This is a genomic window from Streptomyces sp. NBC_00203, assembly GCF_045206325.1.
In the GTDB taxonomy this organism is placed as follows: Bacteria; Actinomycetota; Actinomycetes; order Streptomycetales; family Streptomycetaceae; genus Streptomyces; species Streptomyces lutosisoli.
Genome location: NZ_CP108126.1, coordinates 9836653 through 9852710, shown reverse-complemented (window position 1 = coordinate 9852710; position 16058 = coordinate 9836653). Strand labels below are relative to the sequence as shown.

Here is a 16058-nt window from a genome sequence, read left to right as displayed (position 1 = left end):
CGACGCGCGGCACAATGACGGCGACGGTCCGGTGCCGCCGTGGCGGCTGTCGCATGCGCCCGGCACACCTGCTCGGCGCGCGGAGAGGGGAAGACGTGAGCGCGAGCCAGGGCCCGGTGGGCGGTTCGGCGAGGCTGAATACCAGCGTGGCGCACAACGCCCGGGTCTGGAACTACTGGATCGGCGGCAAGGACAACTACGAGGTCGACCAGGCGGTCGGTGACCAGGTCGCGGCGATGTTCCCGGTCATCCGGGACGTGGCACGCGCCGACCGCGACTTCCTGGGCCGCGCGGTCCGCCATCTGACCGCCGACCGCGGGGTGCGGCAGTTCCTGGACATCGGCACCGGACTGCCGACCCTGGACAACACCCACGAGATCGCCCAGCGGATCGCGCCCGAGTCGAGGATCGTCTACGTCGACAACGACCCCATCGTGCTCGTCCACGCCCGTACGCTGCTGACCAGCACGCCCGAGGGAGCGACCGACTACCTCGACGCCGACGTCCACCGCCCGGACAGCATCGTCGAGGGCGCCGCCGCGACCCTCGACCTCGGCGAACCGGTCGCGGTCATGATGCTGGGCATCCTCAACTTCGTCCTCGACACCGGGCGGGCACAGGACATCGTGCGGCGGATCATGGCCGCGGTCCCCTCCGGCAGCTATCTCGTCCTCACCCACCCCACCACCGAGGCCGACCTCGGCGGCGAGGGCAACATCGAGGCCATGAAGTTCTGGAACGAGAACGCCACCCCGCCGATCACAGCCCGTAGCCGCGCGGAGATCACGGCCTTCTTCGACGGCCTGGAGGTGATCACGCCCGGAATCGTCCCGTGCTCCCAGTGGCGCGCCGATGCCGGCTCCCCCGCCGTGCTTCCTCAGTTCGGCGCGGTTGCCGTCAAGCTGTGAAGATCCCGTGACGCACGTCACCGGGGTTGCCGCGGTCCCAGGGAACACCTGCCGGTGGTTCTCCGTTGAACAAGACGTGGGTGCGGACGGAACAGTGTCCCCGGGCCTAACCTTTTGCCCACAGGGGCGATCGTTCGGCTGATGCCCTGTGGAGCCCCCGCCGTGAGGCGACCGCCGTCCGTGCTCACCACAGGCGACCCCGACCGAGATTCCCCCGTCCGGTCGGGGTCTTTTCTTTGCTCCGGGAGCCGAGTCACCCCACCGGCACGGAGCGTCCGTTTGACTTCGAGTCCGCTCCAATTCGTAGCGTGCACGTCATGACCACCGCACAGCACAAGATCGGCTCGGGTTTCGGTGCCCGGAGCACCGCCGACGACGTCCTTCATGGCATCGACCTCTCCGGAAAGCTCGCGCTCGTCACGGGCGGCTACTCGGGCCTCGGCCTGGAGACGACGCGCTCGCTCGCCAAAGCCGGCGCCCGCGTCGTCGTTCCCGCGCGGCGCCCGGCCGTCGCCCGGGAGGCGCTGGACGGCATCGACGGGGTCGAGGTGGACGAGCTCGACCTCGGCGACCTGGACAGCGTGCGCGCCTTCGCCGAGCGGTTCCTCGCCTCGGGCCGCGTCATCGACATCGTCATCAACAACGCCGGGATCATGGCCTGCCCCGAGACCCGGGTCGGACCCGGCTGGGAGACCCAGTTCGCGACCAACCACCTCGGCCACTACGCGCTGGTCAACCGGCTCTGGCCGGCGATCGAGCCGGGCGGGGCGCGGGTCGTGGCGGTGTCCTCCACCGGTCACCATCTGTCGGGCATCCGCTGGGACGACGTGCACTGGAAGAACGGCTACGACAAGTGGGAGGCGTACGGCCAGGCGAAGACGGCGAACGTGCTGTTCGCCGTGCACCTGGACCGGCTCGGCCGGGACTCCGGCGTACGGGCCTTCTCCCTGCACCCCGGAGGCATCCTCACCCCGCTCCAGCGCCACCTTCCCAGGGAGGAGATGGTCGAGCGCGGCTGGATCGACGAGAACGGCGTCCTGCTGCACCCCGAGGCCTTCAAGTCGCCCGAGCAGGGCGCGGCCACCCAGGTATGGGCCGCGACCTCGCCGCAGCTGGCGGGCATGGGCGGGGTGTACTGCGAGGACTGCGACATCGCCGAGCCCGCTCCGGCTGACGGCACCCGGGTCGGCGTACGCGAGCACGCGATCGACCCCGACCAGGCGGCGCGGCTGTGGGAGCTGTCGGCGGAGCTGACCAGGGTGAACGCGTTCGCGTGACGCCCGTACGACCGCAAAACCGCAGGACCGCAGGACCCAACTGGGTCATGAGCGGGTGATGAACTCCCGCAGGTCCGCCGTGAGTCGCTCGGCGTGGGTGGCGAACAGACCGTGGCCCGCGTTCTCGTAGACCTTGAGGGTGCTGTCGGGCAGCAGTTCCGCCGACCGGCGGCCGGTCAGGTCCAGGGGCGCCGACGCGTCGTGCGTGCCGTGCACGACGAGGACGGGCAGGTCGAGCTTGGCCAGTTCGGGGGCCACGTTCAGGGTGACCACGAGGTCGCCCAGGGCCGCCCCGGCTCGGGCGGTCGCTCCGTGGCAGCGGTCGACCATGGACCGCACGTACGCCTCGGAGAGGTGGTTCCCGGGGAGGTCGAGGGCGAAGAACGCGCGGGCGCCGTCCGCGAAGAACGCGGCCCGGTCGCGTCGGAAGGTGTCGTTGCCGGCCCGGATGAGCGCCGGGTCGACACCTCCGGGGTGATCCACGGACCGGACGGCGCCCGGCACCATGCCCGCGACCAGCGCCACCCCGGCCACCCGCCCGGCTCCGTGCCGGGTCAGGCAGCGCACGATCTCGGCGGTCCCCAGCGAGTGCCCGACCAGCGTCACCTCACGCAGGTCCAGGTGCCTGAGCAGCCCGTCGATGTCGTCGGCGAGGCTGTCTAGGTCGAAGCCGCCCCACACGTCGTCGGACCGCCCGTGCCCCCGCCGGTCGAACCCGACGCAGCGGAACCCGTCCTCGGCGAGCGGGAGCATCTGGTACTCCCACATCTCCGTACCGAAGTAGGAGCTGTTGACGAACACGACCACCTGGCCGTCGGCGGGCCCGTAGTCCACGAAGTGCAGCCGGGCGCCATCGACGGGGCTCTCGAAGTACGGCATGGGAAACCTCCCGGAATCCGGTGACGGGCGAGTGGGTACGCCCTTCAGGGTTCCGGGAGGCGGCGACCTTGTCGATTACCTCACAGGTCATACGAACGGGAGCGGGGAGGATCCGCTGACGTCGATCAGTGCGGAGCGCGCTCCTCCAGGGCCGTGCGCCAGGCCGGGGGCGGGCCCTCGCTCGCGGGTTCGGCGCGCCGCCCGCCCCGTGCGAAGAAGTCGGCCAGCGGCAGGATCGCGGCACCGACCGTGACGGCGTCCGGGCCGAGTCTGCCGAGGTCGATGGAGACGCGCTCGGCGGGGTAGCGCAGGGCGTACGAGGCGGCGTACCGGCGTACGGCGGGCAGGAAGCGGGTGCCGAGCTGGAGGCCCGCCCAGCCGCCGATGAGGATCCGCTCGGGCTGGAAGAGGTTGATCAGGTCGGAGAGTCCCGCGCCCAGGTACTCGGCGGTCTCCTCCAGGACGGCGAGCGCCACCGGGTCGGGTTCGGTGTCCCCGGCCGGGTACGCGGCGGCGAGCATCGCGGTGAGCGCCGTCTCCTCGTCGGTGCCCTCAGGGGGGCGTCCGCCTTCCTCGCGCCAGCGGTCGAGGAGCGCCTCCGCCCCCGCGTACGCCTCCAGGCAGCCCAGGGCGCCGCAGCGGCAGCGGCGCCCCCTGACCCGTACGGTCAGATGCCCCCATTCGACGGACCGGCCGTTCTCCACCTCCTCGGTGACGAGGCAGGCTCCGACGCCGGAGCCGAAGAGGACCACGACCGCGTTGCGGGCGCCGCGTCCGGCGCCGAACCACATCTCGGCCTGGCCGAGGGTCCGGGCGCCGTTGTCCGCGAAGTACGGGACGGTGTCGGGGAGTTCGCAGGTGGAGCGGAGCAGGGATTCGAGCGGGACGGCGTCCCAGCCGATCGTCTGGCCGTGCACCACCGCGCCGCGCTCCGGGGTGCGGGCCACGATGCCGGGGACGCCGATACCGACGCCGAGGAGCCGCTCCGGGGCGATGCCCGTTTCGGCGAGGACCTCGGCGATGCCGTCGCGGATATGGCCGACGATGACGTCGACGTCGTACTCCTGGCGCTTCAGCGGCCGGTCGGCCTCGTATCCCTGGTGCTCCAACGGCCGCTCGGTGCGGGCGAGTTCGGTGAGGGTCAGGTCGAACAGCTCGACGCGGACGCGGGTTTCGCCGACGTCGACGCCGATCATGTGGCCGCTGCCCGGCACCACGCGCAGCAGGGTGCGCGGGCGGCCGCCGTCGGAGTCGACGCTGCCCGCCTCCTCGACCAGTCCGTCGGCGACGAGTTCGGCGACCACATTGCTGATGGACCCGGAACTCAGGCCCGTGGCCGGCCCCAGTTCGTAGCGGCTCATCGGTCCGTCGAAATACAACCGTTGCAGCACGGCGGTGCGATTGCCCCGCCGCAGGTCACGCACTGTCCGCCCGTTCCGCCCCGCCATGAGAATCCCTTCCCGCCTGCCCGACCTGCAAGATACCCCTGCGCGATCCCTTGACGCGACTTTCTTCCGGGTCTTAACTCACGTCCTAAATTAAGCCATGAGGGTCGTTCGGGAAGTGAACGCAGACGGCTCTCGCGGCTCTCCCTCCGGGAAAGGGACATACCCAGCCATGCGCAGAATCCGAGCCGCGGCCGCCGGTGCGGTCACCATCTCCCTGTTGACCGCCGTGACCGCCTGTGGCGGCGGCTCGTCCAGTGGCGGTTCCAACGACTCGCCGAAGACGCTCACGTACTGGGCCTCCAACCAGGGCGCCAGCATCGAGGTGGACAAGAAGGTCCTCCAGCCCGAGCTCGACAAGTTCGAGAAGCAGACCGGGATCAAGGTCAAGGTGGAGGTCGTGCCCTGGTCCGACCTGCTCAACCGGATCCTCGCCGCGACCACGTCCGGTCAGGGCCCCGACGTCCTCAACATCGGCAACACCTGGAGCGCCTCGTTGCAGGCCACCGGGGCGCTGCTGCCGTGGGACACGAAGAACTTCGCCAAGATCGGCGGCAAGGACCGCTTCGTCGACTCGGCGCTCGGCTCGACGGGGGCTCAGGGCAAGGACCCTGCCGCGGTGCCGCTGTACTCGATGGCGTACGCGCTCTACTACAACAAGAAGATGTTCGCCGACGCGGGGATCTCCCAGCCGCCGGCCACCTGGGACGAGCTGATCGCCGACGGCAAGAAGCTCTCCAAGGACGGCAAGTGGGGCCTGGGAGCCGAGGGTTCGAACCCGTCGGAGAACATCCATCACACCTTCGTCTTCGCCCAGCAGCACGGCGCCGGCTTCTTCACCGCCGACGGCAAGCCCGACTTCACCTCGGACGGCACGGTCGCCGCGGTCAAGCAGTACGTCGACCTGATGGCCAAGGACAAGATCATCGCGCCGGGCAACGCCGAGTACGCGCAGAACCAGTCCGTGAGCGACTTCGCCAAGGGCAAGAACGCAATGCTGCTGTGGCAGTCCGCGTCCGCCAACCTGAAGTCGCAGGGCATGAGCGAGGACGCGTACGGCATCGCTCCGGTGCCCGTGCAGTCCGGCACCCCGGGGACGGGCACGAACGTCAACTCGATGGTCGCAGGCATCAACCTGGCCGTCTTCAAGAACACCGACAACCTCGACGGTGCCACGAAGTTCGTGAAGTTCATGACCAGTGACGCGGAGCAGAAGGTCCTCAACACGGCGTACAGCTCGATCCCGCCGGTCAAGACCGCCCAGACGGACGCCACCTTCAACACCCCGGCCAACGCGGTCCTCAAGGACACCCTGGCCAAGAGCGCCGCCGCGCTTCCGCAGGTCGCCGACGAGTCCCAGTTCGAGACGGCGGTCGGTACGGCGGTCAAGGAGCTGTTCGCCGCTGCCGCCGCCGGACACCCGGTGACCACGGAGTCGGTGAAGGCCGCGCTCCAGAAGGCCCAGCAGCAGATGCCGACGAAGTGAGCGCGAGCACCGACATGACCACCACGACCGCCGCCTCCGCCGAGTCCGGCGAGCGGACGGTGCGCAAGAGCTCCCCCGGTGCGGCACGCGGCCCCCGCCGCACCGGGCGCGTCCGGCGCATCGGACTGCCCTACATGCTGCTCCTGCCCGCCCTGCTCCTCGAACTCCTCGTCCACCTGGTGCCGATGGTGATCGGCATCGTGATGAGCTTCAAGGAACTCACCCAGTTCTACATCCGCGACTGGGGCACCGCGCCCTGGTCCGGCTTCGACAACTACAAGGTCTCGGTGGACTTCAGCGCGCCCATCGGCAAGGCGCTGCTCCACTCGTTCCTCGTCACCGTCGCCTTCACCCTGCTCTCGGTCGGCCTGTGCTGGCTGATCGGCACGGCCGCCGCGGTCTACATGCAGGACACCTTCCGCGGCCGCGGCCTGCTCCGGGCACTCTTCCTCGTCCCGTACGCGCTGCCGGTGTACGCGGCCGTCATCACCTGGGTCTTCATGTTCCAGCACGACAACGGCCTGGTGAACCACGTCCTGCACGACCAGCTGCACCTCACCGACAAGCCGTCCTTCTGGCTCATCGGCGACAACAGCTTCTACGCCCTGCTCATCGTCTCGGTGTGGAAGGGCTGGCCGTTCGCCTTCCTCATCGTCATGGCCGGCCTGCAGAACATCCCGGGCGAGCTGTACGAGGCGGCGGCCCTCGACGGGGCCGGCATGTGGCAGCGGATCCGCCGGATCACCCTGCCGTCACTGCGCCCGGTCAACCAGGTCCTGGTCCTGGTGCTGTTCCTGTGGACGTTCAACGACTTCAACACGCCGTACGTCCTGTTCGGCAAGACCGCTCCCGAGTCAGCGGACCTCATCTCGGTCCACATCTACCAGGCCTCGTTCGTCACCTGGAACTTCGGCACCGGCTCCGCCATGTCCGTACTGCTGCTGCTCTTCCTGCTCGCCGTGACGGGCGTCTACCTGCTGCTGACCTCCCGAGGAAGGAAGACGGCCGATGTCTAGCACCTCCACGACGAGCCGCCGCTCTCCGATGGCGCCACCGCGGTCCTTCCTCTGGTCCCGGCGGATCTTCCTCACCCTGCTCACCGGGTTCGTCCTGGTGCCCGTCTACGTGATGGTCTCCAGCTCCCTGAAGCCGCTCGCGGACGTGTCGGGGAAGTTCCGCTGGCTGCCGAGCGGGCTCACGTTCCGCCCGTACATCGACATCTGGTCGACGGTCCCGCTGGCGAAGTACTTCGTGAACTCGCTGATCGTGGCGGGCGCGGCGACGGTCTGTTCCGTCGTGATCGCGGTCTTCGCGGCGTACGCGGTCAGCCGCTACTCCTTCCGCGGCAAGCGCGTCTTCACGGTCACCGTGCTGTCGACGCAGATGTTCCCCGGCATCCTGTTCCTGCTCCCGCTGTTCCTCCTCTACGTCAACATCGGCAACGCCACCGGCATCGCCCTGTTCGGTTCGCGCGGCGGCCTGATCCTCACGTATCTCACCTTCTCCCTGCCGTTCTCGATCTGGATGCTGATCGGGTACTTCGACTCGGTGCCGCGCGACCTGGACGAGGCGGCGCTGGTCGACGGCTGCGGGCCGCTCGGCGCGCTGTTCCGTGTGGTCGTGCCCGCCGCGGTTCCCGGCATCGTCGCGGTCGCCGTCTACGCCTTCATGACCGCCTGGGGCGAGGTGCTGTTCGCGTCCGTGATGACCAACGACGCCACGCGCACGCTCGCCGTCGGGCTCCAGGGCTACTCCACGCTCAACGACGTGTACTGGAACCAGATCATGGCCGCCTCGCTCGTCGTCAGCGTGCCCGTGGTCGCCGGGTTCCTGCTGCTCCAGCGCTATCTCGTCGCCGGGCTGACGGCTGGAGCCGTCAAGTGACCAACTCCTCCAAGAACGAAGGGACTTCCGTGACCATCGACCTTGCCGCACTTCCCGAGGACTTCCTGTGGGGCACGGCCACGTCGGCCTACCAGATCGAGGGCGCCGTCGCCGAGGACGGCCGCTCCCCCTCCATCTGGGACACCTTCTCGCACACCCCCGGCAAGATCGACAACGGCGACGACGGGGACCTCGCCTGCGACCACTACCACCGCTGGCGCGAGGACATCGCGCTGATGCGTCAACTCGGCACCAACGCCTACCGGTTGTCGATCGCCTGGCCGCGCGTGATGCCGGGCGGCGACGGCCCGGTCAACGCGAAGGGGCTCGATTTCTACGACGGCCTGATCGACGCCCTGCTGGAGGCGGGCATCACACCCTCGGTCACCCTCTACCACTGGGACCTGCCGCAGGTGCTCCAGGACCGGGGCGGCTGGCCGGTACGCGACACAGCTCACCACTTCGCCTCGTACGCGGCGGTCGTCGCGGAGCGGCTGGGTGACCGGGTCAAGCACTGGACCACGCTCAACGAGCCGCTGTGCTCGGCGTGGATCGGACACCTCGAAGGGCGGATGGCCCCCGGTCTGGCGGATCTCACGGCCGCGGTCCGCGCCTCGTACCACCTTCTCCTCGGCCACGGTCTGGCGGTGCGGGCGATCCGTGCGGCGGTCCCGGACGCCCAGGTCGGCATCGTCAACAACCTCTCCAGCATCGAGGCCGCCACCGACCGCCCCGAGGACATCGCGGCCGCCCACCGACTCGACGGACACACCAACCGCTGGTGGCTGGACCCGGTCCACGGCCGCGGCTTCCCGGCGGACATGCGCGAGGTGTACGGGGTCGAACTCCCGGAGCTTCCCGGCGACTTGGAGACCATCGCCGAGCCGCTGGACTGGCTGGGCCTCAACTACTACTTCCCGTCGACCGTCGCCGACGACCCCACCGGACCGGCCCCGCGCGTGCGTACGGTCCGCCGCCTCGGGGTGCCCCGCACCGGCATGGACTGGGAGGTCGACGCCGCCGGCATCGAGCGCCTGCTGCTCCGCCTGACGGACGACTACGGCGCCGCCAGGATCTACGTCACGGAGAACGGCTCCGCCTATCCCGACGTCGTACGCCCCGACGGAACCGTCGACGACCCCGAACGCACCGCGTACCTCGAACAGCACCTCGCCGCCTGCACATCAGCCGTCCGCAAGGGCGTTCCGCTCGCCGGCTACTTCGCCTGGTCACTGCTCGACAACTTCGAGTGGGCGTACGGCTACGACAAGCGCTTCGGGCTCGTGCACGTCGACTACAAGACACAGAAGCGCACGGTGAAGGGCAGCGGGCACCGGTACGCGGACATCATCCGCACACATGGCGGGAGGGGGCGCAGCGCGGCCTGACACCGGCCGGCCTCCCCTCAGGGGACCGGTGACGCGTCCGGTCGCGCCACGACGCCGGATCTGTGGCCCTAGGCGATCTCGTCCAGGGCCACGACGAGTTCCGGGGCCACCGCCTCGCGTCGCCAGGCGACGTGTTCGTCGCCCAGCGCGCGGGGCACGGTCTCGACGAGCATGATCAGGTAGAGGTAGCTGCGGTAGAGGGCGAGGCGTTGCCGGGCCGGGAGGTCGAACTCGGCCTGGCCACCCTCCTCTTGATAGCCGGTCAGGAAGTCCTCGTCCTGCCTGATGTCGCCGAGCAGGGCCAGCGAGACGAAGTCGGCCAGAGGGTCGCCCCAGAACATGCGCTCGCCGTCGATCAGACCACCGATCCGGGGTCCCGCCTCCGTCCGCTCGACCAGGATGTTGCCCTGCCACAGGTCGAAGTGGACGAGGCGGGGCACAATGACCTCGTCCAGCGCGTCGTACGCGGTCTTCGCCGTGCGGGCCACGTCGTCCACGGGGCGGGGCAGCCAGGCGCGGTAGCGGCGGGCGTCGTCCAGGACGGCGTCGTACATGGCGGTGAAGGCGGTGCGCCAGTCGGGGGCGAGGGGGCCGAGGGCACCGGAGGGGTAGCCGAAGCCGGGACCGGTCACGTTGTGGAGGCGGGCCACCAGGCGGCCCAACTCCTCGCGCAGGACGGCCTGTTCACCCGGCGGGAGGTCGCCCCAGGGCGCGCCGGGGCAGGGCGTCATCAGCAGATGGCCGTCGAAACGGTCTCCGACAACCCTGGGCGCCGGTACGCCGACCGTAGCCGCGCCTCGGTAGAACTCGGCCTCGGAGACAAGGAGTTCCTGTTCGTGCGTCAGGCCGGGAGTGGTGGCCGACGGAGGGACCTTCAGTACGTACCGGATGCCGTCGGTGAGTCGTAGCTCCTCGACCTCGTTGTACGTCCCGCCCGCCAGGGCACGGCGGTCAGCGAGACTGCCGGACGGCAGACCCGCCATGTCGAGAACCCGCAGCGCCCGCTCCCAGCCGTCCACCACAGCCCCCAGTCGTCTGTGGGCCCACTCTGCCACGTGGGCCCACAGCCGGACACGGCTTGTCCGGCTGCGTACACATCCTCGACGTATCGGCCCGACGCGATCAGTTCGCTCAGCCACTGCTCGGCACGAACGCCACGCCGTCGGCCGGGGCCGCGCTGAAGGCAGGCCGCAGGGAAGGAATTCGGAGCGGCCACCCGTACCGAACGGGTCGCTCGTGCCTATGTGTTGGGGGTGCCGGCTCCCGGAGTGTGACCGCCCACGGCTGTTCCCGCGCCCTGGGGAGCACCGAAGCGGGCGAGGCAGTGCCACACCATCTTCAGGTCCTGCGGTTCGTAGCGTCCCGTGCGTGCCGCGTGCCCGATGATCCGTGGGTCGAGGTAACCGTCCACGGCGATACTGGCGCCCAGTTCGACGAACTCCGGCCCCCGGAAGTCGGGGTGGCGGCGCAACTCCTCGGCGGAGAGCCGGTATCCGGGATGCCACTCGACCGGGCACGGCAGCCGCAGGGCCGCGGCCTCGACGGGCGTGCCGCGGTACGACGCGTCGAGGACCAGCGCCTCCATGTCCCGGGCCAGGACGACCTGTCCGTGCACCTGCGCCTCGATGTAGTCGTTGAGGGCGTCCTGCTCGTCCGCCTCGGCCAGCTCGATGAGGGACATGCCGGCCGCGACCCCGAATGCGGAGGGCTCGGCCGCGCTGTCGGGGTAGCAGAAGGTGGCGCGCCGCAGCGCCTCGCCTGTCATCCGGAAGTGCGAGGAGCCGAACCGGGGTGACGCGCCGACCAGTTGGCGGCGGAAGTTCAGCCCGCCGTACACGGGGCGCTCGTGCGCGGGCGCGTCGTCGTACGCCGCGCCGAAGATCCTGCTCTCCCAGCGCCAGCGGTCGCCGCCGGGATGCGCGGTCAGCCCACCGTTGCTGGTGCCCGTGACGAACTGCGAGCGGTACGTGCCGTCCTGGGCCAGCGCCTCCAGGATCGGCAGCCCGCGCACGAGCCGGTCCGGGTGGAAGTTGAGGGTCACCCGCAGCGCCGGGTCCAGCGCGGGGCCGCGCGCGTGGGCCGCGACGTGGCGGAGAGCCTGCTCCTGGGGTGCGCGGCAGTTGTTCCCCGGCGTGCTGCCGCTCCCCGCCGCGCCACTCTTCCCCAGCGGCGTACGAGCCCTCGCGAAATCCATTCGACCTCTCCCATGAGGCTAGGTAGCTTCGGACAAAACCTAGTACCCCTAGGTTTTGTCGACACCCACACACAGCTCCCCAGGAGGACTCCCCCATGAGATCACTCACCGAGCAGGACATCCGCAACTCATTCGTCAACTGCTCCAAGGGGGAGGCCAAGCGGCTCGCGATACCCCGCGATCTCGACGAACTCCCCTGGGACGACCTGGACTTCCTGGGCTGGCGGGATCCCGGAGCGCCCGACCGCAGCTATGTCGTCACCGAGCGGGACGACTCCCCCGTCGGCATCACCCTGCGCTTCCCCTCCTCCCCACGCGGCTCCCTGCACCGCAGCATGTGCTCGCTGTGCCTGACGACCCATCCGGGCAACGGCGTCTCGCTGATGACGGCACGCAAGGCGGGCCCGGCCGGCCGTGAGGGCAATTCGGTCGGCGTATACATCTGCGCCGACCTCGGCTGCTCCCTGTACGTACGCGGCAGGAAGGTCCCCCAGCCGGGAAGCCGCTTCGAGGAAACCCTCACCGTGGAGGAGCAGATCGCCCGGACGGTGCGCAATCTCTCCGCGTTCCTGGAGAAGCTCATGGCCTGACCGAGCCGGTGACCGCCCCATCAGCCACGGGGGACTTGTTAACCACCGGGAAACGGGGGTGCGGCCCCGAGGGAAACATGAGTGGCGCAGTTTTTCTCTACAGACGTAGAAGAAAAATATCGCGCCGCTCTCCCTGGAGACTTCATGAGCACTCCGCCCCACCCGCTCGACCCACTGGCCCCCGAGGAGATCTCCGCCGCACGCGACGTCCTCCTCGCGGCGGGCCTCCTGACGGACACGACCCGGTTCGCCTACCTCGGCCTGGAGGAACCGGCCAAGCAGGACCTGCTCGGCCGCGCGCCGGACGCCCCGGCCGACCGTCGAGTGCGTGTCCTGCTGCAGGACACGGCCGGAGCACCGGCCCATGACGTGGTCGTGTCGCTGTCCCGCGCGTCGGTGCACCGCGACCGCGTCCTGGACCCCGTCTCCGATGGACAACTCCCGGTACTGGACGAGGAGTTCGGGCTCGTCGAGGAGATCCTCGCCAAGGACGAACGGTGGCTCGCCGCCCTGCGGGCCCGGGACCTGGACGTGGCCCAGGTCCGGGTCGCGCCGCTGTCCGCCGGTGTGTACGGCGACGAGTATCCGCAGGAGTCCGGGCGCCGCATCCTGCGCGGGCTCGCCTTCGTCCAGGAGCACGAGAAGGACCACGCCTGGGCCCACCCCGTCGACGGCCTCGTCGCCTACGTCGATGTCATCGGCCGAACCGTCGACCAGGTCGTCGACCTCGGCCCCGTCCCGATACCCGCCGAGTCCGGCAACTTCGACGACCCGGCCGTCACCGGTCCGCTCCGCACCACCCAGAAGCCCCTGGAGATCACCCAGCCCGAAGGCCCCAGCTTCACCCTCGACGGCCATCTCCTGCGCTGGGAGAACTGGTCGCTACGCATCGGCTTCGACGCCCGCGAAGGCCTGATCCTCCATCAGATCGCCTTCGACGACCGGGACAAGGGACGCGAGCGACCGCTCATCCACCGCGCCTCCATCGCCGAGATGGTCGTCCCGTACGCCGACCCCTCCCCCGTACGGTCCTGGCAGAACTACTTCGACACCGGCGAGTACTTGATCGGCCGCTACGCCAACTCCCTTGAGCTGGGCTGCGACTGCCTCGGCGACATCACCTACGTCGACGCCGTCATCGCCGACGAATCCGGTGCTCCGCAGACGCTCACCAACGCGATCTGTCTGCACGAGGAGGACTACGGCATCCTCTGGAAGCACACCGACCTGTGGGCGGGCTCCACCGAGACGCGCCGGCAGCGCCGTATGGTGCTCTCCTTCTTCACCACCGTCGGCAACTACGACTACGGCTTCTACTGGTACCTCTACCTCGACGGCACCATCGAGTTCGAGGCCAAGGCCACCGGCGTCGTCTTCACCTCCACGCATCCGGGCGGCGACTACCCGTACGCCACCGAGATCGCGCCGGGTCTCGGCGCCCCGTACCACCAGCACCTGTTCTGCGCGCGGCTCGACATGACGCTCGACGGGACCATCAACCGCGTCGAGGAAGTCGACGCCGCTCGCGTGCCCATCGGCCCGGACAACCCGCGCGGCAACGCCTTCAGCCTGCGCCGTACGCCACTGACCAGGGAGAGCGAGGCCCAGCGCAGCGCGGATGCCTCCGTGGACCGCGTCTGGCACATCTCCAACCCCACGGAGCTCAACCGTCTCGGCCATCCGGTCGGCTACGCGCTGTTCCCCGAGGGCAAGCCCGCGCTGCTCGCCGACCCGGCGTCGTCCGTGGCCGCGCGCGCCGCGTTCGCCACCAAGCACCTGTGGGTCACCCGCTACGACCCCGCCGAGCGCTACCCGGCCGGGGACTTCGTCAACCAGCACCCGGGCGGCGCCGGGCTGCCCGCCTACACCGCCGCCGACCGTGACATCGACGGCCAGGACATCGTCGTCTGGCACACCTTCGGCCTCACCCACGCACCGCGCCCGGAGGACTGGCCGATCATGCCGGTCGACTACACCGGCTTCAAGCTCAAGCCGGTCGGCTTCTTCGACCGTAACCCCACCCTCGACGTGCCGCCCAACGCCTCTGCCCACACCGCCTGTTCCACCGGGAGCTGCCATGAGTGAACAGACAGAGGTCGTCGAGGCCGGCACCGCACCCGCACCCGCGTCCGGGCTGCGCGGCTCGGTCGGGGTCGCCGGGATCGTCTTCCTGGTGGTCGCCGCGGCCGCCCCGCTCACCGCGATCGGCGGCGCGCTGCCGGTGATGCTCGCCATCGGCAACGGCCCCGGCGTGCCCGCCGCCTATCTGGTCGTCGCGGTCGTACTGCTGCTCTTCAGCGTCGGTTACGCGGCGATGAGCCGGCACGTCGTGGACGCCGGCGCCTTCTACTCGTACGTCACCGCCGGACTCGGCAGGGTCACCGGCACCGGAGCGGCGGGGCTGGCCCTGCTGGCCTACAGCGCCGTCCAGGCGGGTGTCTACGGCCTCGCGGGCACCACACTCGACGGCCTGGTCGTGAAGTACCACGGCCCCGACCTGCCCTGGTGGCTGTGGAGCGGGCTGCTCCTCGGCTGTGTCGCACTGCTCGGGTACCGCAACATCGACGTAGGAACGAAGCTGCTGTCGGTGCTGCTGATCCTGGAGGTCGGCATCGTCGCGGTGGTCACGGTCGCCGTACTGGTCCAGGGCGGCGCCGACGGCATCGACCTCACCTCCTTCACCCCGGATGCCTTCACCACCGGATCGCCCGGGATCGGCGTGATGTTCGCCGTCGCCTCCTTCATCGGGTTCGAGGCGACCGCGATCTACGGCGAGGAGGCCCGCGACCCCAAGCGCAGCGTCCCGAAGGCCACTTACCTCGCGGTGATCCTGATCGGGGTGTTCTACGCCCTCTCCAGCTGGGCGGTGGTGCTGGCCGTCGGCAGCGACAAGGTGCAGGAGGCGGCGGGCAAGAACACCTCGGGGCTCGTCTTCGCGATCGCGGAGCAGTATGTCGGCTCGGCGGCCTCCGACCTCATGGAAGTCCTCCTGCTCACCAGCCTGTTCGCCGCGCTGCTCGCCTTCCACAACGCCATCGCCCGCTATCTGTTCTCGCTGGGCCGCCAGGGCAGCGCCCCCTCGGTGCTCGCCCGCAGCCATGCCCGGCACGGTTCGCCGCACACCGGTTCGCTGGCCCAGACCGTCTCGGCCGTGGTGATCGTGGGTGCGTTCACACTCGCCGGTGCCGACCCCGTCCTCGACCTCTTCACCTCGATGAGCGGGCTGGCCACGCTCGGGATCCTGGTCCTGATGATCCTGGTGGGCGTCGCCGTCGTGGCCTACTTCGCCCGCACCGGCGTGGACCGCCGGCCGTGGCACACCCGGGTCGCGCCGGTGCTCGGCGTCGTCGGCCTGGCGGTCGTCCTGTGGCTGGTGCTGGACAACTTCACCACGCTGATCGGAGGTTCGGCCTGGCTGGCGCACGCCTTCGAGGCGCTCGTCGGGCTCGCCTTCGCGGCGGGCGCGCTGTCCGCGGTGCGCCGTCGTGCATGAACTGCTGTGGGTGACCGGTCTGGCGGGCGCCGCCCTGTGCCTGGCCGGTCACCTGCCCGGTCCGGTACGGCGGTGGGGTCCGCACGCGGTCGCGCTCACCGCGATGACGGCGACGGCCCCGGGAGCGGGCGTGCGTGAGCTGCTGTTCGCCTGCGCCGCCACCGCTTCGGCCTGCGCGTGGAGCGCCCGCGGCGGGTGCGCCGCCCGGAGCGTCGACCTCGCCGTGATGGCCGTACTGACGGCGGTGATGGTGCCGTCCCAGGCGCCGCACGCGCACGGCGACGGTTCCTGGCCGCTGCCGCTGTTCTTCCTCGCGTGCTGGGCCGTCGCCCGGGCCGGGGCCATGCTGTTCACACGCGTCTGGCGTGACGTTCCCGCGCCGCCCGGCCGCACCCCGCTGCTCGGCGAGACCGGCGGCCTGCTGATGATCGCGGGGATGGCCGGGATGCTCGGCTGACCACGGGCGAGGTCGTGGACGTGGTCACGGTCTTGGCTAAGGTCGAGTTGGACGAAG

Annotated in this window: 14 protein-coding genes; 10 read left to right on the top strand and 4 right to left on the bottom strand. The window is 70.0% G+C overall.

Features of this window, described 5'->3' with window-relative positions; translation table 11 throughout:
* Window positions 1-95 precede the first annotated feature (95 nt).
* Together OG975_RS43645 and OG975_RS43640 are read left to right on the top strand one after the other, a co-directional pair.
* Window positions 96-908 carry an SAM-dependent methyltransferase gene (locus tag OG975_RS43645; protein WP_406335229.1) on the top strand — a complete coding sequence of 271 codons (813 nt, stop codon included), beginning with the start codon at window positions 96-98 and terminating at the stop codon, window positions 906-908.
* A gap of 317 nt (window positions 909-1225) precedes the next feature.
* Complete coding sequence (locus OG975_RS43640) at window positions 1226-2185, top strand: SDR family NAD(P)-dependent oxidoreductase (RefSeq protein WP_406335228.1); 960 nt, start codon at window positions 1226-1228, stop codon at window positions 2183-2185.
* Window positions 2186-2230: 45 nt separating this feature from the next.
* Here OG975_RS43640 and OG975_RS43635 read toward each other — a convergent pair whose 3' ends face one another.
* Window positions 2231-3064, bottom strand: coding sequence for an alpha/beta fold hydrolase (locus tag OG975_RS43635; protein ID WP_406335227.1), 834 nt, complete (start codon window positions 3062-3064; stop codon window positions 2231-2233).
* A gap of 125 nt (window positions 3065-3189) precedes the next feature.
* On the bottom strand, window positions 3190-4512 hold the full coding sequence (locus OG975_RS43630) for an ROK family protein (protein ID WP_406335225.1): 1323 nt from the start codon (window positions 4510-4512) through the stop codon (window positions 3190-3192).
* Window positions 4513-4681: 169 nt separating this feature from the next.
* On the opposite strand from OG975_RS43630, the gene OG975_RS43625 reads away from it, so the two are divergent.
* Genes OG975_RS43625 through OG975_RS43610 form a run of 4 tightly spaced genes read left to right on the top strand, consistent with a single transcriptional unit; the run spans window position 4682 to window position 9267 of the window.
* Window positions 4682-5995, top strand: a complete 1314-nt coding sequence (locus tag OG975_RS43625) for an ABC transporter substrate-binding protein (protein ID WP_406335224.1) — start codon at window positions 4682-4684, stop codon at window positions 5993-5995.
* Window positions 5996-6009: 14 nt separating this feature from the next.
* Window positions 6010-7011 carry a carbohydrate ABC transporter permease gene (locus OG975_RS43620; RefSeq protein WP_406335223.1) on the top strand — a complete coding sequence of 334 codons (1002 nt, stop codon included), beginning with the start codon at window positions 6010-6012 and terminating at the stop codon, window positions 7009-7011.
* Window positions 7012-7039: 28 nt separating this feature from the next.
* Window positions 7040-7879, top strand: coding sequence for a carbohydrate ABC transporter permease (locus tag OG975_RS43615; RefSeq protein ID WP_406336721.1), 840 nt, complete (start codon window positions 7040-7042; stop codon window positions 7877-7879).
* A 29-nt stretch (window positions 7880-7908) separates the two neighbouring features.
* The gene (locus OG975_RS43610; RefSeq protein WP_406335221.1) at window positions 7909-9267 is read left to right on the top strand and encodes a GH1 family beta-glucosidase; all 1359 of its coding nucleotides are present in this window, start codon (window positions 7909-7911) and stop codon (window positions 9265-9267) included.
* Between the two features lie 68 nt (window positions 9268-9335).
* On the opposite strand, the gene OG975_RS43605 is transcribed toward OG975_RS43610, so the two are convergent.
* Window positions 9336-10286, bottom strand: coding sequence for a phosphotransferase family protein (locus tag OG975_RS43605; RefSeq protein ID WP_406336720.1), 951 nt, complete (start codon window positions 10284-10286; stop codon window positions 9336-9338).
* Between the two features lie 221 nt (window positions 10287-10507).
* Window positions 10508-11461, bottom strand: coding sequence for a DUF3626 domain-containing protein (locus OG975_RS43600; RefSeq protein ID WP_406335220.1), 954 nt, complete (start codon window positions 11459-11461; stop codon window positions 10508-10510).
* A gap of 95 nt (window positions 11462-11556) precedes the next feature.
* On the opposite strand from OG975_RS43600, the gene OG975_RS43595 reads away from it, so the two are divergent.
* The 4 genes from OG975_RS43595 to OG975_RS43580 all read left to right on the top strand — a co-directional run bounded on the left by OG975_RS43595 (window position 11557) and on the right by OG975_RS43580 (window position 16001).
* Window positions 11557-12051, top strand: coding sequence for an FBP domain-containing protein (locus OG975_RS43595; protein WP_406335218.1), 495 nt, complete (start codon window positions 11557-11559; stop codon window positions 12049-12051).
* Between the two features lie 144 nt (window positions 12052-12195).
* Window positions 12196-14136 (top strand): primary-amine oxidase, encoded by a 1941-nt coding sequence (locus tag OG975_RS43590; protein ID WP_406335217.1) that lies wholly within the window; start codon window positions 12196-12198, stop codon window positions 14134-14136.
* Window positions 14129-15544 carry an APC family permease gene (locus OG975_RS43585; RefSeq protein ID WP_406335215.1) on the top strand — a complete coding sequence of 472 codons (1416 nt, stop codon included), beginning with the start codon at window positions 14129-14131 and terminating at the stop codon, window positions 15542-15544. Before OG975_RS43590 ends, OG975_RS43585 begins: the two co-directional genes overlap by 8 nt.
* Window positions 15537-16001 carry a hypothetical protein gene (locus tag OG975_RS43580; protein ID WP_406335214.1) on the top strand — a complete coding sequence of 155 codons (465 nt, stop codon included), beginning with the start codon at window positions 15537-15539 and terminating at the stop codon, window positions 15999-16001. The genes OG975_RS43585 and OG975_RS43580 overlap by 8 nt, the downstream gene beginning before the upstream one ends.
* The last annotated feature ends 57 nt before the right edge of the window (window positions 16002-16058 follow it).